Annotated in this window: 13 protein-coding genes and 3 tRNA genes; 7 read left to right on the top strand and 9 right to left on the bottom strand. The window is 73.9% G+C overall.

The window, feature by feature from the left end; translation table 11 throughout:
• Positions 1 to 22 precede the first annotated feature (22 nt).
• Both ACFYNX_RS07500 and ACFYNX_RS07505 read right to left on the bottom strand, forming a co-directional pair.
• Entirely contained in the window at positions 23 to 1,462 is a 1,440-nt protein-coding gene (locus ACFYNX_RS07500; RefSeq protein ID WP_388658670.1) for an FGGY family carbohydrate kinase, read from the bottom strand.
• A gap of 27 nt (positions 1,463 to 1,489) precedes the next feature.
• Positions 1,490 to 1,801 carry a YtxH domain-containing protein gene (locus tag ACFYNX_RS07505; RefSeq protein WP_125665157.1) on the bottom strand — a complete coding sequence of 104 codons (312 nt, stop codon included), beginning with the start codon at positions 1,799 to 1,801 and terminating at the stop codon, positions 1,490 to 1,492.
• Between the two features lie 181 nt (positions 1,802 to 1,982).
• Here ACFYNX_RS07505 and ACFYNX_RS07510 point away from each other — a divergent pair.
• From ACFYNX_RS07510 to ACFYNX_RS07520, 3 genes are all read left to right on the top strand, one after another.
• Positions 1,983 to 2,055, top strand: a tRNA-Asn gene (locus tag ACFYNX_RS07510).
• 5 nt (positions 2,056 to 2,060) lie between these two features.
• Positions 2,061 to 2,133: transfer RNA gene (locus ACFYNX_RS07515), tRNA-Asn, on the top strand.
• Between the two features lie 166 nt (positions 2,134 to 2,299).
• Positions 2,300 to 2,373: transfer RNA gene (locus ACFYNX_RS07520), tRNA-Ile, on the top strand.
• 206 nt (positions 2,374 to 2,579) lie between these two features.
• Here ACFYNX_RS07520 and ACFYNX_RS07525 read toward each other — a convergent pair.
• Together ACFYNX_RS07525 and ACFYNX_RS07530 are read right to left on the bottom strand one after the other, a co-directional pair.
• Positions 2,580 to 4,634 carry a phosphocholine-specific phospholipase C gene (locus tag ACFYNX_RS07525; RefSeq protein WP_388658674.1) on the bottom strand — a complete coding sequence of 685 codons (2,055 nt, stop codon included), beginning with the start codon at positions 4,632 to 4,634 and terminating at the stop codon, positions 2,580 to 2,582.
• A gap of 250 nt (positions 4,635 to 4,884) precedes the next feature.
• Complete coding sequence (locus ACFYNX_RS07530) at positions 4,885 to 5,301, bottom strand: organic hydroperoxide resistance protein (protein WP_388658677.1); 417 nt, start codon at positions 5,299 to 5,301, stop codon at positions 4,885 to 4,887.
• 116 nt (positions 5,302 to 5,417) lie between these two features.
• Here ACFYNX_RS07530 and ACFYNX_RS07535 point away from each other — a divergent pair, with 116 nt between their 5' ends.
• Positions 5,418 to 5,915 (top strand): MarR family winged helix-turn-helix transcriptional regulator, encoded by a 498-nt coding sequence (locus tag ACFYNX_RS07535; RefSeq protein WP_388659746.1) that lies wholly within the window; start codon positions 5,418 to 5,420, stop codon positions 5,913 to 5,915.
• A gap of 67 nt (positions 5,916 to 5,982) precedes the next feature.
• On the opposite strand, the gene ACFYNX_RS07540 is transcribed toward ACFYNX_RS07535, so the two are convergent.
• Positions 5,983 to 7,614: a prenyltransferase/squalene oxidase repeat-containing protein gene (locus tag ACFYNX_RS07540; protein ID WP_388658679.1), complete on the bottom strand. Its 1,632-nt coding sequence runs from the start codon at positions 7,612 to 7,614 to the stop codon at positions 5,983 to 5,985.
• Positions 7,615 to 8,188: 574 nt separating this feature from the next.
• Between ACFYNX_RS07540 and ACFYNX_RS07545 the strand changes: the two genes are divergently transcribed.
• From ACFYNX_RS07545 to ACFYNX_RS07555, 3 genes are all read left to right on the top strand, one after another.
• The gene (locus ACFYNX_RS07545; RefSeq protein ID WP_388658682.1) at positions 8,189 to 8,665 is read left to right on the top strand and encodes a GNAT family N-acetyltransferase; all 477 of its coding nucleotides are present in this window, start codon (positions 8,189 to 8,191) and stop codon (positions 8,663 to 8,665) included.
• Complete coding sequence (locus ACFYNX_RS07550) at positions 8,662 to 9,930, top strand: MFS transporter (protein ID WP_388658685.1); 1,269 nt, start codon at positions 8,662 to 8,664, stop codon at positions 9,928 to 9,930. The genes ACFYNX_RS07545 and ACFYNX_RS07550 overlap by 4 nt, the downstream gene beginning before the upstream one ends.
• Positions 9,931 to 10,211: 281 nt before the next feature.
• Positions 10,212 to 13,901, top strand: coding sequence for a S8 family serine peptidase (locus tag ACFYNX_RS07555; RefSeq protein ID WP_388658687.1), 3,690 nt, complete (start codon positions 10,212 to 10,214; stop codon positions 13,899 to 13,901).
• A gap of 50 nt (positions 13,902 to 13,951) precedes the next feature.
• Here ACFYNX_RS07555 and ACFYNX_RS07560 read toward each other — a convergent pair whose 3' ends face one another.
• From ACFYNX_RS07560 to ACFYNX_RS07575, 4 genes are all read right to left on the bottom strand, one after another.
• Positions 13,952 to 15,442, bottom strand: coding sequence for an acyl-CoA synthetase (locus ACFYNX_RS07560; RefSeq protein ID WP_388658690.1), 1,491 nt, complete (start codon positions 15,440 to 15,442; stop codon positions 13,952 to 13,954).
• Between the two features lie 125 nt (positions 15,443 to 15,567).
• Positions 15,568 to 16,752, bottom strand: a complete 1,185-nt coding sequence (locus tag ACFYNX_RS07565) for an MFS transporter (protein WP_388659749.1) — start codon at positions 16,750 to 16,752, stop codon at positions 15,568 to 15,570.
• A 218-nt stretch (positions 16,753 to 16,970) separates the two neighbouring features.
• Positions 16,971 to 18,740, bottom strand: a complete 1,770-nt coding sequence (locus ACFYNX_RS07570; protein ID WP_388658693.1) for a GAF domain-containing protein — start codon at positions 18,738 to 18,740, stop codon at positions 16,971 to 16,973.
• Between the two features lie 53 nt (positions 18,741 to 18,793).
• The gene (locus tag ACFYNX_RS07575; protein ID WP_125665185.1) at positions 18,794 to 19,885 is read right to left on the bottom strand and encodes a rod shape-determining protein; all 1,092 of its coding nucleotides are present in this window, start codon (positions 19,883 to 19,885) and stop codon (positions 18,794 to 18,796) included.
• Positions 19,886 to 20,193 lie beyond the last annotated feature (308 nt).

A 20,193-nucleotide genomic window follows, 5' to 3' on the forward strand; every position in this document is an offset into this window, starting at 1 on the left:
GGCCTGGGCCTCCCGGGCCCCGCTACCCGCCGAACGCGCCCGGGTGGATCTGCTCCCGCGTCGCCGTGTACTGCTGCCGCACGGCCTTCCCCGCCGCCAGCTCGTCGCCCGGCTCCAGGACCTGCGCGGCGGCGCCCTGCCAGGCCGGGGGAGCGGAGGGCGAGAGGGTGCCCCGCGCGACCCCGAGGGCCCAGGCGGCCTGCCGGGCCGCGCCGAGCGCCGCGTAGTCGGCCGGCTGGGGGACGACGACCTGCGCACCGAAGAGGGCCGGCGAGAGCGCCTGCACCGCGTGCAGCGCGGCGGCGGCGCCGAGCAGGAAGACCCGCCGCACCTCCACGCCCCGCCCGCGCAGCACGTCCAGGGCGTCGGTGAGCGAGCAGAGCATCCCCTCGAACGCGGCCCGCGCCAGGTGCTCGGGCTTCATCGACTCGCGCCGCAGCCCGCTGAGCGTGCCCGCCGCGTGCGGCAGGCTCGGGGTCCGCTCGCCCTCCAGATAGGGCAGCAGGACGAGCCCGGAGGCGCCCGGCGTCGACTTCAGGGCGAGCGCGGAGAGCTCTTCGAGGGAGTCGAGGCCCAGCATCTCGGCGGTGCCGCGCAGCGCCCGCACCGCGTTGGAGGTGGAGACGACCGGCAGGTGCATGCCGGTGGCGTCGGCGAAGGAGGTGATCATGCCGCCGGGGTCGGCGAGGGCCTCGTGGTGCACGGCCATCACGGAGCCGGAGGCGCCGAGCGAGACCACCGCGTCGCCGGGGCCGAGCCCCAGGCCGAGGGCGGCGGCCATCGTCTCGCCGGTGCCGGCGGAGATCAGCAGGCCCTCGGGGGTGGTGCCGGCGGCGTCGGCGGGCCCGAGGACCTCGGGCAGCGCGGCCTGGTGCCCGAGTGCGAGCTCGACCAGATCGGGGCGGTACGCGCCGGTGCGGGCCGACCAGTAGCCGGTGGCGGAGGCGGCGCCGCGGTCGGTGGTGCGGCGCGCGGGGCGGCCGAGGAGCTGCCAGACCAGCCAGTCGTGCGGCTGGAGAACGAGGGCGGTGCGCCGGGCGTGCTCGGGCTCGGTGCGGGCCAGCCAGCGCAGCTTGGCGACCGGCTGCCCGGCGGAGGGCACGCTGCCGACGGCCTCGGCCCAGGCGTGCCGCCCGCCGAGCCCGTCGACGAGGTCGGCGGCGGCGACCTGCGCCCGCTTGTCGTTGCGCACGAGCGCGGGCCGCACGAGGCCGCCCTGCGCGTCGAGCGGCACGAGCCCGTGCTGCTGCGCGGACACGCCGATGGCCTCCACGCCCTCCAGGAGACCGCCGGTGGCGGCCTCCCCGAGCGAGAGCAGCCAGGTCTGCGGATCGACGTCCACGGCCTTCGGCTCGCCGGGGTGCGAGGCGTACCCCTGGCGCAGTACGGCACCCGTGTCGGCGTCACAGACGACGATGCGTGTGAACTCGGCAGAGCTGTCCAGTCCGGCGACTATCCCCATGGGACAGATTCTGCCGCACGCGGGGCCTCAGGTGTTGCTGGTGCCCCACTCGTCGTTCGCGACCTTTCCGTTGCTCTGGCCGCGCTCGCGCAGCGCGTGGACCTTGTCGGCCACGGCGGGCGGCAGGTGGTCGCCCACCTTGTCGCCCACGACGTGCGCGGCCTTGCCGGCGACCTGCCGCCCGGTCTGGGCGGCGGACTCGGCGGCGTTCCGCACGGCCGGGTTGTCGGTGAACTCCTTGGCGGACTTCTTCAACTGCTCGTAGCGCTCGCGTCCGGCCCGCGTTCCGATCACGTAGCCGAGGGCGAGTCCGATGACGAAGGTCAGCTTGTATCGCATGGCCAACACCTTCCCTGAAGAGCTTCACTGATGCGCCCCCGACGCATCGCCGGTGTCCACGGCGGTGCCACGGCGATACCGATTGGCGGAGCACCCCCCTGCTTGCGCTAATGTATGTGTCGCAGCGAGCGAGCGCCGCCCGGGAAGGCCCGAGGTGGATCCGTTCGGTGCAACGCAGCAATCCCCTGTAGCTCAATTGGCAGAGCAGCCGGCTGTTAACCGGCAGGTTACTGGTTCGAGTCCAGTCGGGGGAGCGCGATCCCCTGTAGCTCAATTGGCAGAGCATTCGGCTGTTAACCGGAGGGTTGCTGGTTCGAGTCCAGCCGGGGGAGCGGAACGGAAGAGGACCCTTCGGGGTCCTTTTTCGCGTCCGGGGGAACCGCGCGGGGCGCGGGGGAGTCCTCATGGTCGAGCAGAGTCGATCATCCGGAGCAGGAGATCGTATGAGCGGCTATGCTGCGGCAGACGGCGCGCACACATGTACGCGCCTCACCGAACGGGGCGGTAGCTCAGCCGGTTAGAGCAGCGGACTCATAATCCGTCGGCCGTGGGTTCGAGTCCCACCCGCCCCACTCACCGTTCGTGAGCGCAGGAAGGTTTTGCCCGCGGATGCGCCGGGCATCCGCGATGCCTGCGCCCACGATGCAACCGTCGTGACGCGTGCCACCAGAGGGACACGCCGGAATCACCCGTTCGCCACTCCGACCGCCTTTCGAGCGCGCGTGCGCCCGCGCCCCGCGCCGGCGGGGGAGCCGGTGCGGAGCGCGGGGCGGGCCGGTCAGTACGTCAGGATCCCCGGGTCCGAGACGTCCGGGGTGCCCGTCTCCACGTGGCCCGCGAGGCGGCGGAGGTAGTCGGGGGAGACGGGCGAGGTGATCGTCACGTCGTACCAGCGGTGGCCGGTGGCCGGGGTGACCGTGTGGGTGGTCGTGGCGCCCTTGGTGACCGTCAGGGTCTTCGGGGTGCCCCCGTAGGCGTCGGTGACGGTCACCGTCGTGGTCGCGCCCGTGTTGGTGAAGGTCAGGTCCAGGCGGCCCGTGGCGGCGTTGTGGCGGGCGGCGACCTCCGGGACGGCCGTCTTGCCGGGGGAGCGGAAGCGGCGCAGGAAGCCGTTCGGGCCGTGGACCGTGAGGTCGGTGAGGCCGGCCGAGTACTTCGTGTTCCAGGTGTCCGCGATCGACTTGCCCGCCTCCGCCGTGTACGTCCAGGGCGCGTCCGTGCGGTTCGCCGAGGTGACGTGGAACTGCGCGCCCGCGCCGGGGCCCGCGCCGAAGGTCAGGCGGTAGGTGCCGGCCGCCGTGTCGGCGGCGCCGTCCACGTACGGCGCGTACTTCAGCGGGCGGGTCGGCTTCGCGCCCCGCTCCTGGCGGGGCATCGTGCCCGTCGCGGGCGCGGTGGCCGGGAAGTCGGGGTGGCGGTCCCGGTCCGGCGGGTAGTAGCCGGCGGTCGGCGGCAGCGCGGCCGGCCGGGCGTCCGTGCGCGTGAAGTCGAAGGCCGAGGTCAGATCGCCGCAGACGGCCCGCCGCCAGGGGGAGATCTGCGGCTCCCGGACGCCGAAGCGCGCCTCCATGAAGCGGATGACCGAGGTGTGGTCGAAGGTCTCCGAGCAGGTGTAGCCGCCCTTCGACCAGGGCGAGACGACGATCATCGGGACGCGCGGGCCGAGGCCGTAGGGGCCGGCGGCGTACCCCGTCTTCCCGGGGAAGTGGTCCAGGGCGGTCGCGACCGTGGAGAGGCCCTGCGCCGCCGAGGCCGGGACGTACGGCGGGACCACGTGGTCGAAGAAGCCGTCGTTCTCGTCGTACGTGAGGAACAGCGCCGTGCGCGCCCACACGTCCGGGTTCGAGGTCAGCGCGTCCAGGACCTGCGCGATGTACCAGGCGCCGTAGTTGGAGGGCCAGTTCGCGTGCTCGGAGAAGGCCTCCGGGGCCGCGATCCAGGAGACCTTCGGCAGCCGGCCGCCCTGGACGTCGGCGCGCAGCCGGTCGAAGAGCCCCTCGCCGTTCTTGGCGTTCGTACCCGTGCGGGCCTTGTCGTACAGCGGGTTCCCCGGCTGGGCGTTGCGGTAGCTGTTGAAGTAGAGGAGGGAGTTGTCGCCGTAGTTGCCCCGGTACGCGTCGTTGATCCAGCCCCAGGAGCCCGCCGCGTCCAGGCCGTCGCCGACGTCCTGGTAGATCCGCCAGGAGACCCCGGCCGCCTCCAGGCGCTCGGGATATGTCTTCCAGCCGTACCCCGCCTCGGCGTTGTTGAGGACCGGGCCGCCGCCCGTGCCGTCGTTGCCGGTGTGGCCGCTCCACAGGTAGTAGCGGTTCGGGTCGGTGGAGCCGATGAACGAGCAGTGGTAGGCGTCGCAGATCGTGAACGCGTCGGCGAGCGCGTAGTGGAACGGGATGTCCTCGCGCGTGAGGTACGCCATCGTGGCCTTGGTCTTGGCCGGGATCCACTGGTCGTACCGGCCCTGCGCGAAGGCCTTCTGGCCGCCCGCCCAGTCGTGGTTCAGGCCCTGGAGGAACTCCATGCCCAGCTTCGTGCTCTGCGGCCGGAACGGCAGGGTCACCTTGGAGCCGTCGGACTGGTTCCAGACGGACTTCCCGCTGGGCAGGGTCACCGGCCGGGGGTCGCCGAAGCCGCGCACCCCCTTCAGCGAGCCGAAGTAGTGGTCGAAGGAACGGTTCTCCTGCATCAGGACCACGATGTGTTCGACGTCCTGGAGGGTGCCGGTGGAGCCCTGCGCCGGTATCGCGGCGGCGCGGGCGATGCTCTCCGAGAGCAGGGTGAACGCGGCGGCGCCGCCGGTCAACTGAAGGAACCGGCGGCGGTCGAGGTCGGCCATGGGGGAGTTCTCCTCCGGGTGGGGGCGGGCACGGGTGGGGCGCGCGTGCGGCGGCCGGGCTCCTGCCCGACGGGCGCCCCAAGGACAGCGCCCACGGGCCACCGCCCGGCGGCCGTCCCATGGCTGCCCGCCGTACGGCGGACGAACCCCCGGTGCCGGTCGTGCGAAGGTCCCGGCGCGCGGGGGCGGCACCGGGACCTTCGTACGGCTCCCGCCCGGAGGGGGAGGCGGGGGCGGGGGCGTGGTCTGGTTACTCGACGACCAGCTCGACCTCGATGTTGCCGCGGGTGGCCTTGGAGTACGGGCAGAAGGCGTGGGTCTTCTTCAGGAGGGCCAGGCCCGCCTCGCCCTGGAGGTGCTCCGGGAACTCGGCGCGCATGACGACCGCGAGGCCGAAGCCGCCGTCGGCGGGGTCCTTGCCGATGGAGACCTCGGCGGTGACGGAGGCGTCCGTGATGTCGATCTTCTCCTGGCGGGCGACCACGCCCATCGCGCTCGCGAAACAGGCCGCGTACCCGGCGGCGAAGAGCTGCTCGGGGTTGGTGCCCTGCCCGTTGCCGCCGAGGGCCTGCGGGTGGGCGAGGGGGAGGTCGATGCGGCCGTCGGAGCTGACGGCGCGGCCCTCGCGGCCGTTGGCGGTGGCGACGGCGGTGTAGATCGCGTCCATGGGTTCCTCTTCCGTCCTGTCCTGGGATGCGGTGGCCCTTCATTTGTAGCGCGCTATTTAGTTGTGCGCAACTCAATCGCGCGTGAGGTGTGCTCGCGTATCCTGGAGGCATGGAGATGTCCGAGACCCTCCCCGACGACCTCGTCGGTCTTCCCGACGGGGACTTCCTGCGCCTCGACCGGCAGATCTGCTTCTCGCTGCACGCGGCGACCCGCGCCTTCAACGGCGTCTACCGCGAGGCCCTCAAGGAGCTCGGGCTCACCTACCCCCAGTACCTCGTGATGCTCGTGCTCTGGGAGCACCGCGAGCTGTCCGTGAAGGGCATCGGGGAGCGGGTGCGCCTCGACTCCGGGACCCTGTCGCCGCTGCTCAAGCGGCTGGAGGCGGCCGGATACGTCGAGCGGCGGCGCAGCCCCGAGGACGAGCGGTCCGTCACCGTGCGCCTCACGGAGGCCGGGATCGCGCTGCGGGAGAAGGCCCTCGGCGTGCCGCGCCGGATCGCCGCCGCCACCGGCCTCGACCTCGCGGAACTCGGCGACCTGCGCGAACGGCTCCACGCGCTGGCCGTCCGGCTCGACGCGGCCGACCCCGAGGACCTCTCCGGCTGCGCCTGAGCCTCCTGGATCCCCGTCGGGCCCGCGCGCGTGATCCGTGGGATCTCTCCGGCTGCGCCCGATGCCTTCAGGGCCCTGCCAGCGCCGCGCGCGCGTGGTTCAGGCCGAGCAGCACGCAGACGTCCGTCAGGAGCGGTACGTGGTAGGCGAGCGGCCGGGGGCCCGCCTGGTCCGGGCGTGACGTGAAGCCGCCGTCCGGCCGCTGCCGCTCCAGGAGGTGGCGCACCGCCCGCGCGGTCGCGACCCGCGCGCCCGGCGTACGGGCCACGGCGATCAGCGCGTACGCCGTACTGATCGGGTCGCTCGGGTCCGACGGCACGTGCCCCCAGCCGCCGTCCCGGTTCTGGGTCTCCAGCAGCCGGGCCGCCGCCCGCGCCCGGGCCCGCGCCGCCCCGGCCGCCGCCGGGTGGCCGGGCGCCACCGCGAGGAAGGAGTCGTGGGCGAGGACCGTGCGGAACAGGGCGTTGCTCTCGTTGAGGCTCCAGCTCCGCTCGTACGGGCCGACCGCCTCCTGCCGGGCCGTGACGAACCGGACGGCGGCCGCGACCGCCGCGCGGTGCGCGGGCTCGGGAGCCAGTGCGTTCACCGCCGCCGCCGTTATCGCCACCTCCGAGGCCGTCCCGCGCTCGAAGGTCGGGAAGCCGCCGTCCGCGCCCTGCCGGGCGAGCAGGTACCGCTCGCCGGCCGCCGTTTCGGTTCCGACTCCGGGCCGCTTCGGGGCCGCCGTCCGCAGGAACTCCACGCAGTACGCCGTGTCGTCCACGTCGCTCTGTCCGACCCCCCGGTCGAACCCCCATCCTCCGTCAGGATTCTGATGCCGCGTCAGTGCGGTCGCGAGGGAACGCAGCGTGAGTGCGGGAGCCCCCGCGCCGGCCAGGGCGAGGCCGCCCGTCGCCGTCGCGAAGACGTCCATGCCCGTGAGGAACGGCAGCCCGCCGTCCTCGCGCAGCACGTTCCGCAGCTCCCGCGCCCGCGCCCGGACGGCCGCCGCGTACCGGGGGTGCAGCCGCAGCGCGAGCAGGGCGAGGATCCGCGCGAGGTGGTTGCCGTACGGAGGCGGGCCGGGGAGCGCGCAGGGCTCCAGGGCCCGCCAGTCGTCCTCGGTGACGAGCCGGGGCGCACGCGTGCCGAAGGCGTGCAGGACCTTCAGGGCGGCCATCTCCGTGATCAGCCAGCGCTGCTGGCCGCGCGCCTCGAAGACCGAGCCGGGGTCGGAGCCGGAGTCGGGGTCGGAGCCGGAGTCGGGGAGTTCGGCGAACGCGTCGGCGCCCAGCTCCGCCAGGACCGTCCGGAACATCAGGTGCTTGCGCCCGGCGGTGAAGTGGTCGAAGCCGCCGAGCAGCCGGGCCAGGGCGCCCCGCCCGTCCGCGCACTCGCCGAGGGCCGCGCGGGCCGCCGCCTCCTGCACGGGATCGGGGGCGCCCTCGTCCAGGCCGGTCTTCAGACGGCGCGTGAGCCGTTCCCGCGCGTCCGGATCCACGTCCGTCACCGTCAGCAGGCGCAGGGCCAGGGCGGATTCCAGCATCCGGCTGTCACAGGGTGCCCGCAGCAGGCCGTCCGGCCCGGCGGCGGCCACGAGCCGGGCGGCGAGCCGGGCCCGCGCCCGGTCGAGCCGACCCGCGCCGGGGGGCGTCGGAACCGGTCGGGGGCCGGGGGCTGCGAGGGAGACGCCGGGTAAGGGCGGCGCGCAGTACGTCATGGCGGGGATGTCCTTGGTGAGGGCGGGTGGGGACTGGTGGGGGCCGGCGGGGGTGTGGGGACGACAGGGCCGGATCCGTCGGAGTGCGGCCGCCCGGTCCTCCTCGCCGCTTCCGGGGATCGACGTGGTCGGCCTGTTCGAAGCGGCGCGGGAGGAGGGGGCGTGCGGAGGGCTGACGTGCGCTGGGGGCGTGCGGTTTCCGGGCCCGTGTGCTCACATCCGCCCGCGACGATGCGTAACCCTCGGTCCGGCGGTCGGCGTTCCGTCACCGGGTGGGGGTGTTGCCCGGAAAGGCCTGAAGCAGAGGCCGAGGAGGGGTGCTCCGGAGACCTGTACGGCACCCCCGCGAACGGGAGCCGGAAGCGCACCGGGGGTGACGCGTCGTGCTTGCATGATGACGCATCGTAAACCCAACGGCGATCTTCACCCTCCTCCCGCACCCCTCCCGGGTCGACTCCCGAACCCCCTGCCGAATCGGCCGTTCGAATCCCGGAAGGTCGGGCCTTCGCCCTCCCGTCTCCCCGTTCACCAAACTGTAAGGAGCGGATTCCCTACCCGCCCCTATACTCACTCCATGTCCGACATCACCATCCGGCGTGCCACCGCCGACGACTCCCGGCGGCTCACCCGGCTCGTACGGGGCTCCCGGGCCTATCGGGGGGACTACGCCGCCATGGTCGAGGGGTACCAGGTGGGTGGTCCCTACATCGAGCACCATCCCGTCTTCGTCGCCGCAGACGGGGGCGGGGACGGCAAGGTGCTCGGGTTCTACGCGCTGCTCGTCGACGGGATCGGGGTCGGGGCCGGGGGCGAGGCCGAACTCGACCTCGCGTTCGTCGCCGACGAGGCCCAGGGGCTCGGCATCGGGCGGCTGCTCATGGAGCACATGGCCGGGCAGGCCAGGGCCGCCGGGGCCGGCTCCGTGAAGGTCGTCGCGCACCCGCCCTCCGAGGAGTTCTACCTGCGCACCGGCGCCGTCCGCACCGGCACCGTCCCGCCCTCCGGCAGCGTCCACTGGGAGCGCCCCGAGCTGCGGTACGACGTCGCGTGACCGCCACCGACGCGCGCGAGCAGGAGCACGAGCGGGAGCGCCGGCGGGTCTTCGCCGACCTCACCCCGCTGCGCACCTCCGCCGACTACCGCCGCCTCTGGTTCGGGAACACCGTCTCCTGGGTCGGGCAGGGCATGACCGCCCTCGCGATCTCCCTCCAGGTGTACGACATCACCGGCTCGCCCTTCTCCGTCGGGCTCGTCGGACTCTTCTCCCTCGTCCCGCTCGTCGTCTTCGGCCTGTACGGCGGCGCGATCGCCGACACCGTCGACCGTCGCAAGCTCGGCCTCGCCAGCGCCGCCGGTTCCGCCGTGCTCTCCGTGGCGCTGGCGGGCGCCGCGTTCGCCGGCTTCCACCGCGTCTGGTTCCTGTACGCGATCGTGGCCCTCCAGGCCGTGTGCGCCGCGCTCAACTCGCCCGCCCGCAGCTCGATGATCCCCCGGCTCCTGCCGCCCGAGCAGTTGCGCGCCGCCAACGCGCTCAACTCGATGGTCATGACCTTCGGCACCCTCGTCGGCCCCAGCCTCGGCGGTCTGATCGTCGGGCTCGCCGGCTACCAGGCCGCCTACCTCGTCGACGCCGTCGCCTTCACCGCGAGCCTGTACGCGATGTGGCGGCTGCCGTCGATGCTCCCCGACCGCAAGGGCGGCAAGCGGGCCTCGGTCCTCGACGGGCTGCGCTTCCTCGCCACCCGGCCCAACCTGCGCATGACGTTCTTCTCCGACTTCTGCGCGATGATCCTCGCCCACCCCCGCGCCCTCTTCCCGGCCGTGGCCGTGCTCTGGTACGGCGGGGACGCGAAGACCGCCGGACTCCTGGTCGCCGCGCCCGCGTTCGGGGCGCTGCTCGGCGGGGTCCTGTCCGGCTGGCAGGGCCGGATCCGCCACCACGGGCAGGCGATCCTGATCGCCGTCGCCTGCTGGGGCACCGCCATCGCCGTCTTCGGACTGACCCGGAACCTCTGGCTCGGACTGCTGTTCCTCGCCCTCGCCGGATACTCCGACACCGTCTCGATGATCTTCCGGAACACGATGATGCAGGTCGCCGCCCCCGACGAGATGCGCGGCCGGCTCCAGGGCGTCTTCATCGTGGTCGTCGCGGGCGGGCCCCGGCTCGGGGACTTCCTCGCGGGCTCCGCCGCGGACCTGACCTCCCCGGCCGTCGCGATCACCGGCGGCGGGATCGCCTGCGTCGTCGCCGTCGGACTGCTCGCCCTGTACGGGCGCGGATTCCGCCGCTACGACGCCCTCGATCCGACTCCGTGACCTCCCTGACCTCCCTGACCTCCGTGAGCTCCGTGACCTTCGTGACCTTCGTGACCTCCGTGACCTCCGTGACCTTCGTGAGCTCCATGGATTCCGTGGGTTCTGTGAGTTCTACGAGTTCCGTGAGCAATCTCCCCGAACGACCCCGCCTGTCCTGGCGGTTGGCCGCCACGGCACATAACCGCCAGGAAGGACAGGGGTCAACACCCCTTCCCTGAGCCAAGACTCCTCGCGGCACCCGGAACACCCCCGACCCCGGGGCCACGAGGAGTACGTCGCCGATGTCCACACCCATCGCCAGAGGAAGGGCCGGGCTGCTCGCCGCGGGCGTCTCCCTCGTGATGCTCTCGGCCGGGCAGACCGCCGCCGCCGGGACCACCGCCTCCGCCCCGCCGGACACCTTCAAGGCGTCCGCGACGAGCAGCACCGTCACCCTCGTGACCGGAGACCGCGTCACCCTCACCGAACTCGGCGACGGACGGCGGACCGTCACCGTCGACCGGGCGAAGGGCGCCACCGGCGCGATACGCACGCGGACCTCGAACGGCCGGATCACCGTGATCCCCGACGAGGCCCGCCCCCACCTGGCCTCCGGCGCGCTGGACCCGCGCCTCTTCGACGTCACCGGCCTCGTCGAGCAGGGCGTCACCGGCGACCTGCCCCTGATCGTCACCTACGGCGGCAAGGGCGCCCGGAGCCTGGCCGCCGCCCCGCGCGGCGCCGAAACCGTCCGCCCCCTGCCCAGCATCGGCGGCGCCGCCGTCACGGCCACCGACCCCGCCGCCTTCTGGCGGGCCTTCACCGCCCCGGCCGCCCGCAGCACCGCCGCCGCCCCCGCCGCCCCCGTCAAGGTCTGGCTCGACGGCCGGGTCCGGGCCGCCATGGCCGACTCCAACGCCCAGATCGGCACCCCGAAGGCCTGGGAGGCCGGACTCACCGGCAAGGGCGTCAAGGTCGCCGTCCTCGACACCGGCGCCGACCTCGCCCACCCCGACCTCGCCGGCCGGGTCGCCGAGTCGAAGTCCTTCATCGAGGGCGAGGAGGTCGCCGACCGCAACGGCCACGGCACCCACGTCGCCTCCACCGTCGGCGGCAGCGGCGCCGGCTCCGACGGCAAGGAGAAGGGCGTCGCCCCCGGCGCCGTCCTCGCCGTCGGCAAGGTCCTCAGCGACGAGGGCTCCGGCACCGAGTCGCAGATCATCGCCGGCATGGAGTGGGCCGCCAACGACGTCGACGCGAAGATCGTCTCGATGAGCCTCGGCTCCCCCGAACCCAGCGACGGCACCGACCCGATGGCCCAGGCCGTCGACACCCTCTCCGCCGAGACCGGCGCCCTCTTCGTCATCGCCGCCGGCAACTCCGGCGCCCCCGGCTCCATCGGCTCGCCCGGCGCCGCCGACTCCGCGCTCACCATCGGCGCCGTCGACTCCGACGACCGCGCCGCCTACTTCACCAGCCAGGGTCCCCGCCACGGCGACCAGGCCCTCAAGCCCGACCTCTCGGCCCCCGGCGTCGACATCCTCGCCGCCCGCTCCCGGCTCACCTCCGGCAACGGCCTCTACACCGCGATGAGCGGCACCTCCATGGCGACCCCGCACGTCGCCGGCGTCGCCGCCCTCCTCGCCGAACGGCACCCCGACTGGACCGGCGCCCGCCTCAAGGACGCGCTGATGTCCTCGTCGAAGCCGCTCGACGCCACCGCGTACGCGCTCGGCGCCGGCCGGGTGGACGTGCCCGCCGCGATCTCCGCGCACGTCACCGCCACCGGCTCCGCCGACCTCGGCTTCACCTCCTGGCCGTACGAGGAGAGCGAGCCGGTCACCAGGACCGTCACCTACACCAACTCCTCCGACACAACCGTCGAGTTGAGCCTCGCCGTCGAGGGCATGCCCGCCGGGGTCGCCGCCCTCGCCGACACCGTCCTCACCGTCCCCGCCCACGGCACCGCGTCCACCACCGTCACCGGCGACGGCACCAAGGCCCCCGTCGGACAGTCCTCCGGCCGGATCACCGCCACCGCCGGCGGCGCGCCCGTCGCCCGCACCGCCCTCGGCCTGGTCAAGGAGGAGGAGCGCCACACCCTCACCGTCCACGTCAAGGACCGCGACGGCGCCCCCGCCCCCGCCTCCCTCGGCGTGCAGCAGCTCGCCCCGGGCGTGGACCCGTTCCCGGCCGCCGTCGGCGGGTCCGGCACCCTCGAACTGCGCCTCAAGCCCGGCACGTACACCGTCGACACCTTCCTCGACGTGCGCGGCTCCCACGGCCCGGACTCCCTCGGCCTCGGCTTCCTCACCGCGCCCGAGATCGTCCTCGACCGGGACCGCGAGATCACCCTCGACGGACGGCGGCTCCGCGAGATCCGCGCCGAGGTCGACAAGCGCACCGAGACCCGGCAGCTCCTCATGGAGTTCGACCGCAAGGCGAACGGCGCCTCCTACGGCGGAGCCGTCCAGGTCCCCCTGACCTACGACTCGATCTTCGCCGCGCCCACGGGCAAGCCCGCCACCGGCACCTTCGAGTACCGGACCGTCTGGCGCCTCGGCAAGCCGCTCCTGGAGGCCTCCGTCGACGGAGCCCGCCTCTCCGGCGCCACCCCGCAGGCCGGCACCGTCCTCCTCGAAGGCGGCCACCGCCTCGGCCTCGTCGACGCGGGCGACGGCTCCCCCGGCGCGTACACCGGCAGGAACGTCACCGGCAGGGCCGTCCTCGTCCGCCTCACGGACGGCACCGACCCCGTCCGGCTCGCCCAGACCGCCCAGGACGCGGGCGCCAAGGCCCTGTTCGTCACCGACGACGAGCCCGGCCGCCTGATGAAGTGGTTCGGCACCGCCGACTACCAGGACCGCCCGCTCCCCGTCGCCACCGTGAACGCGGCCGACGCCGAGAAGCTCGCCACCGCCGCCGCCCGCGGCAAGCGCGTCGACCTCACCGGCACCCGCTTCACCCCGTACACCTACGACCTCTCCGAGGGGCACCCCGGCGCCATCGGCGAGGACCTCGTCTTCCGTCCCGGCCGCAAGGACCTGGCCACGATCTCCGCCACCTTCCACGCGCCCACGAAGCGGAACGAACCGGGCGGCGAGTTCAGGTACTCGATCACCGACGCCTTCCCGATCGGCTTCGGCTTCAAGGAGTACGTCGCCTTCCCCGCCGAGCGCACCGAGTACGTCTCCACCGGCACCGGCCAGCGCTGGCACGAGTCCGTCGACCTCGGCGACTCCCTGGAGGAGCGCGGCGGCACCCCGTCCTACCGGGGCGGCAGCCGCGTCGACCTCGACTGGTTCGGCCCCGTCTGGCACCCGTGGCTGGGCACCGGCCTCGGCTGGGGCCAGCAGCGCACCGGCAACGACCTGCGGTTCAACACCCCCGGCTGGGGCGACTCCGGCACCGACCACACCGGCTTCGGCAACGTGTGGAACGACGACTCGATGACCCAGTACACCGAGGTGTACGTCGACGGCGTCCGCGTCGACCGCAACATGAGCTCCGGCGCCTACGCCTGGGACGCCCCGGCGCGGGAGGCGGCCTACAAGGTCGTCACCGACACCGCGCTCGACCGGGACCGCTGGCGGCTCGGCACCAAGGGCCGCAGCGAGTGGACCTTCCGCTCCGCCGAGACCCCGTCCGACCGGGTCACCTACCTGCCGATGCTCAACCTCGGCTTCGACCTGGACACCGACCTCCACGGCGACGTCCGCGCCGGAGGCCGCCTGCCCGTCGGGATCTTCGCGGAGTACGTGAAGGGCGCGACCGGCACCGGCACCATCCGCACCGGCACCCTGGAGGTCTCCTACGACGAGGGGAAGACCTGGCGGAAGGTCGCCCTGAAGAAGGACCGCCACGGCGCCGCCTGGAACGGCGAGCTGCGGATCCCGCGCGGCGCGGAATCCGTCTCGCTGCGGGCCGGCGCGAGCGACGACCGGGGCGGCTCGGTCACGCAGGAGCTGATCCGCGCGGTGGGCGTGCGGTAGGCGCGCGCACGGCACGCGGGGCCGGGTTCCCTCCGGGGGGCCCGGCCTCCTCACGTCCGCCCCGCCGTCGGCAGCGCCTTCTTCAGGACCTTCCCCATGTCGTTGCGGGGGAGCGCGTCCAGATAGCGCACCGCCCGGGGCCGCTTGTGCGGGGCGAGGAGCCCGGCCACGTGGTCCGCGAGCTCCGTCTCCACCGGGGGCGCCGAAGCGTCCGCCGGCACCACCCAGGCCACGATCCGCTCGCCCAGGTCCGGATCGGGCTCGCCGGTGACGGCCGCCTCCCGCACCCCCGGATGGTCGAGGAGCGCGTTCTCGATCTCGCCCGCCCCGATCTTGTAGCCACCGCTCTTGATCAGGTCGGTCGCCCGGCGGCCCACCAGGCGCACCGTCCCGTCCGCCTCCCGCACCGCCACGTCACCGGTGCGGAACCAGTCCCCGTCGAAGGCCGCCGCCGTCGCCTCCGGACGGTTCAGATAGCCGGAGAACAGGTTCGGGCCGCGCACCTGCACCTCCCCGACCGCCTCCCCGTCGCACGCGCCGAGCACCGAGCCGTCCTCGTCCACGAGCCGCAGCTCCACGCCCGGCAGCGGGGTGCCTACCGTCCCCGGCCGGGGCTGCCCGCCCGGCCGCACGCTGGTGTTCATCAGGGTCTCCGTCATCCCGTACCGCTCCACGACCGTCCGGCCCGTCGCCGCCGCGATCCGCTCGTGGTCGTGGACCGGCAGCGCCGCCGAACCGGAGACGAGGAGCCGCGCCCCGGCCAGCGCCCGGACCAGCCCCTCGTCGTCGGAGAGCGCGTCCGCGAGCCGGTGGTACATGGTCGGCACGCCGAACAGCACCGTGCCGCCCCCGGCGCCCAGCTCCCGCGCCACCCCCTCCACCGAGAACGCGCCCAGGTGCCGGACCTCGCCGCCGCGTCGCAGCGGACCCAGGATCCCGAGGACCAGTCCGTGGACGTGGAACAGCGGCAGCGCGTGCACCAGGACGTCGTCGGCCGTCCACGCCCAGGCCTCGGCGAGCGCGTCGAGCGACGCGGCGACCGCCCGGCGGGAGAGCAGGACGCCCTTCGGCGGGCCCGTCGTGCCGGAGGTGTAGACGACCAGGGCGGGGGACTCGGGGTCGATCTCCTCCTCCCCGGCCGCCGGGAGGGAACCGGTCGCGTCGAGCGCCGCCGGGAGGGAACCGGTCGCGTCGAGCCCCACGTCGATCCGGGGGAGCTTCGCGAGCCCCGCCGGCAGTATGTCCTCCGGGCCCGCGAGCACCGCGCCGGGCGCGCTGTCCCCGAGGATGTGCGCCAGCTCCCGCTCGCCCGTGCGCGGATTGAGCGGCACGGCGGGGACGCCCGCGAGCAGGGCGGCGACCACCGCGACCGCCGTGCGCGCGCTCGGGGTGGCCCAGACGGCGACCCGCTCCACGCCGCCGAGCCGGGCGGCGAGGGAACCGGCGGCCCGCGCCAGCTCCCCGTACGTCAGCGAGTCCGCGCCGCAGCGCAGCGCGGGCCGGTCGGAACGGGCAGCGACGGCGGGAAAGAGCTCACTCACCGGTCGTCCTCCTCGGGTCGGGGGCGAGGGGTCTCGCCAAGGTCACCGGGAGGATTCTGCCCGTGCGCCGGCGGCATTCTCCGAACGCTTCCCCGAGCTTCCCCCGAGGTTGCCCGGAGGCCTCCTCAGGGACGCCCCGCCGTCGTCCGCGCCGGCTCCGGATCCGGCTCCTCGCCGCCCGGCCGGAGTCCGCGCATCCGCCCGTACGCGTACACGCAGCCCGCGAGCGCCAGGTCGGAGAGGAGCATGAAGCCGATCGAGTACGAGTCCTTGGCGCTGTAGATGGCGCCCATCACCAGCGGCGGCAGGAAGCCGCCCAGGCCGCCCATCGCGCCGACGATGCCGGTCACGCTGCCGACCTTGGCCTGCGGGGTGACCTGGGAGACCAGCGCGAAGACCGAGCCGCTCGACGTGCCGAGCCCGGCCGCCATCACCAGGAGGGCGATCGTGCCGCCCGGGTACAGCGGCGGGTCGAAGGCCTGGACGATCGCGAACAGGGCGGCCGTGCCCAGCGCGACGGCCGTCACGAGCGCCGGGTGGAACCGGTCCGAGAGCCAGCCGCCGATCGGCCGGAAGACGACGGTGACCAGGGCGAAGCCGGCGGCCTTGGTGCCCGCGTCCGTCGGGTCCAGCTCGTACCAGGTCTTCAGGTACGTCGGCAGGTAGACGCCGAACGCGACGATGCCGCCGAAGCCGATCGCGTACAGCGCCGACAGCTCCCACGTCACCCGCAGCCGCGCCGCCGAGCCCAGCCGGGTCGCGAGCGACGCGGTGGGCACGGGCCGGTCGGGCCGGTCGGTGATGAGGAGGAAGGCGAGCACCGCGTACGCGGCGAGCGCGACCGCCACCACGAGGAACGGCAGGTTCTCGCCGTGCTTCGCGATCCGGGGCGTGAAGTAGCCGGAGAGCGCCACGCCGCCCATGCCCATGCCGAACACCCCGAGCGCCAGGCCGCGCTTGGCGGGCGGGAACCAGGAGTTGACCAGCGGGATGCCGATCGCGAACGTGGTGCCGCCCAGGCCCAGGAGGAACCCGACGACCAGCATCAGGCCGTAGTTGTCCTTGACCACGGTCAGGAGCAGGACGGGGACGATCGTCAGCGCCGAGGCCAGCGGGAACATCAGCTTCGCCCCGTACCGGTCCGTCAGCGCGCCGGCGGGGACGCGGCCGACCGAGCCGACCAGGACGGGCACCGCGACGAGCAGCGACTGCTGGAAGGAACTGAGGCCGAGCCGGTCGCCGTACCAACTCGCGAGCGGTGCGATCAGGTTCCACGCCCAGAAGGTGAGCGTGAAGCCGATGGTGGCCATCACCAGATTGCGGTAGGCCGCCGCGGTCGGGGGCTTGGTGTCGGTGTCCACCCCTCCAGTCAAGGTCCGGCGCGGGGGCGGGGCGCGCCGGACTGCTCCGTACGGGGGCTCCGTACCTCATTCCGTACGGGGACTCCGTCCGTGATTCCTTACGGGGATCCCGTCCGTGATTCCTACGGCCCCGTACCTGATCCCCTACGGGTCCTGTACGTGCCTCCCTACGGGCCCTCGGGCCAGGTCACCACGGTCGGCGGGGTCCCGTCGTCCTCGATCCGCAGCCGGACGCCCCCGTCCCCGGCCGTCACCCCGACGGTGATCGCGCCGACGCCGGACCGCCGGTGCGCCGCCGCGAGCGCCCCGCGCAGGGCGCCGAGGAGCCTCTCCCCGGTCTCCTCGTCGACGAGGGCGTCGACCGCGCCGGAGAAGTGCACGGACGGCTGGAAGCCGAGCAGGGCCGCCGCCCCGCCGGTCTCGCGCAGCACCCGTCCCCGGAAGGTCGTCGGGGCGTCCGCCGGCGGCTGCTGGAGCGCGAAGATGGCCGTGCGGACCTCCTGGATCGTGGAGTCCAGCTCGTCCACCGCCCGGCCGAGCAGCGTGCTCTCCTCGGAGGATCCCGCCGCCCGCCGCCGGGTCGACTCCAGCATCATCTCCGTGGCGAACAGGCGCTGGACGACCAGGTCGTGCAGGTCCCGGGCGATCCGGTCCCGGTCCTCGTACACCGCGAGCCGCTCCCGGTCCTGGCGCGCGTCGGCGAGGACGAGCGCGAGCGCCGCCTGCGAGGCGAACTGCGAGGCCAGCAGCCGGTCCACCGCCGAGTACGGCGGGTCGCCGCGCCGCCGGGGGAGGGCGAGGGTGCCGACGAGCTTCCCGCCGCTGCGCAGCGGCAGCATCATCGACGGTCCGAAGCGGGACCGGACGCGGGTCGTCATCCGCGGGTCGGTCGCCGAGTCCTCGACGAAGACGGGCTCCCCGCCGAGGAGCTGGACGAGCACGGGGGAGCCGGGCGCGATCGTCGTGCCGATCAGGTCGCCCGGGTCGTCCCGGGTCGAGGCCGCGACGATCTCCATCCCGCCCTCCGCGGTGGGCTGGAGGACCACCCCGGCCGAGGCGGCGGCGAGGATGCGGGCCCGTTCGGCGACGGTCGTCAGGGCGTTCTCGGCGGACGCGCCGGTGAGCAGGGCCGTGGTCACCGCGGCCGCGCCCTCGATCCAGCGCTCCCGCTGCCGGGCCGTCTCGTACAGACGGGCGTTGCCGATGGCGATCCCGGCCTGCGAGGCGAGCACCCGGAGCAGGGCGAGGTCCTCCTCGGTGAAGCGGCCCGTCCGCTTCTCGGTGAGGTAGAGGTTGCCGAAGACCTCGGTGTGGACCCGGATCGGGATGCCGAGGAAGGCGCGGACCTCCGGGTGCCCCTCGGGCACGCCGGAGGAGCGCGGATCGGCCGTCAGGTCGTCGAGCCGCAGCGGCCGCGGGTCCCGGACCAGGGCGCCGGTCCGGTCGGCGGTGCCGTCGGGGAGGCCGCCGATGCGCCGCCGCTCCTCCTCCGTCATGCCGGCGGTGAAGAGGTCGGTGAGCCGGCGGCGCTCGGGGTCGACGACCCCGAGCGCGCCGTAGCGGGCGCCGATCAGCTCGGTGGCGGAGTCCACGATGTGCTGGAGCGTGGCGTGCAGTTCGAGATCCGTGCCGACGCCGAGGACCGCTTCGAGCAGGAGGGGGAGACGGGACGGGTCCCCGCCCTGCGGCCCGGGGGCGTCTTCGGTCCTGTTCCTGCTCTGCGCTCCGGAGGTGTCCTCGGCCGTGTTCCTGCTCTGCGCTCCGGAGGTGTCCTCGGTCGTGTTCCTGCTCTGCGCTCCGGAGGTGTCCTCGGCCGTGTTCCTGCTCCGCGCTCCGGAGGTGTCCTCGGTCCTGCCTCCGGCCCTTGCTCCGGAGTCCCCGTTCCCGTCCCGCGCTCCGGAGACCCCCTCGTCCCTGTCCTCGTGCATGAGCGTCATGGTCTCATTGTCGTACGAAGGGGTCTTTTCGGTGCTTTGCGGCAGACCGGGGGTCACACCTCTTCCTTCTCCTCCTCCTTCTCCTTCTCCTCCTCGGCGAAGGGGTCCCGCACCGACAGCGGGTCCAGCGTCATCGGCTGGACCCTGCCCTCCAGCATCGCGCCGAGGCCCAGGACCGCGCACACGTCCGGCCGTTCGGCGATCTGCACCGGCATCCCGGTCGCCTCGCGCAGCATCTCGTCGAGGCCCGGCAGCAGGGCGGAGCCGCCGACCATCATGATTCCCCGGTCCGCGAGGTCGGCCACCAGGTCCGGCGGGCAGTCCCGCAGCACCTTCCCGATGCCGTCGAGGACCGCCGTCAGCGGGGTGTGGATGGCCTCCCGCACGGCGGCGGTGTCGACGGTCACCGAACGGGCCAGGCCCGTGGCGACGTCCCGGCCGTGGATCTCGGTCCAGGCCGGACCCTCGGCCGTCAGGCCGTTGCCCCGGAGGGCCAGTTGCAGCGGACGCACCGACTGGCTCGGCAGCATCAGCTCGTGGTGGTGGCGCAGGTGCTGGACGATCGCGTGGTCGATGGCGTCGCCGCCGACCGGCATCCGCTCCGCCGTGACGATCGCGCCCAGCGAGAGCACCGCGACCTGTGTGGTCGCCGCCCCGCAGACCATGATCATGGTCGCGGTCGGCTGCTCGACGGGCAGGTCGCAGCCCACGGCCGCCGCGATCAGGGTGTCGACCAGCTCGACCCGGCGCGCCCCGAGACCGACCAGGGTCTCCACGGTGGCGCGCTGCGCCAGCGGGTCGCTGCCGTGCGGGGTGCACGCGGCCGCGCGCAGCCGGGGCTTGCGGCGCAACTGCCGGCGCAGCTTCTCGCCCAGGAGGTGACGGAGCATCCGCTGCGCCATCTCGATGTCGACGACCGTGCCGCCCGAGACCGGGCGCACGACCCGGATGTAGTCGGGGGTGCGGCCGGTCATCTTCTCGGCCAGCTCGCCCACGGCGATCAGCGCGCCGGTACGGATGTTGACGGCGGCGACGCTCGGCTCGTCGACGACGAGTCCGGCGCCCTTGACGAAGACCCGGGTGCGGGAGGCACCCAGGTCGACGGCGACATGGCAGCGGCGCAACTGCTCAAGGCTGACGGTCATGGCGGTTCCTCCGGAGTGCGGTGCCGGCACGTGCGAGGTGGTGCGCGGTCCTCTTCGCATCGTCCGGCCGTCCGGCCCCGGGCGCGCGCTGGGCTGCGCCGGCCGGGGGCGTGGCGGGGCGCCCTCCCCGGCGGAGGAGGACGGTTCGGAAGGATCGGGCGGTGCCGTCGACGGGACCGCCCGGGGGTCCTGCGCCACCGGAGGCGAACCCTCCGGAGCCGGTCGGTTCCGGAGCGTCGGAAAGGGACCCGGAGGCTCGGGGGGAGGATCCGGAGGCGATCCTTCCCGAAGCGGGAGAATCGCGACGC

The organism is Streptomyces sp. NPDC007872 (assembly GCF_042868165.1).
Taxonomy (GTDB): domain Bacteria; phylum Actinomycetota; class Actinomycetes; order Streptomycetales; family Streptomycetaceae; genus Streptomyces.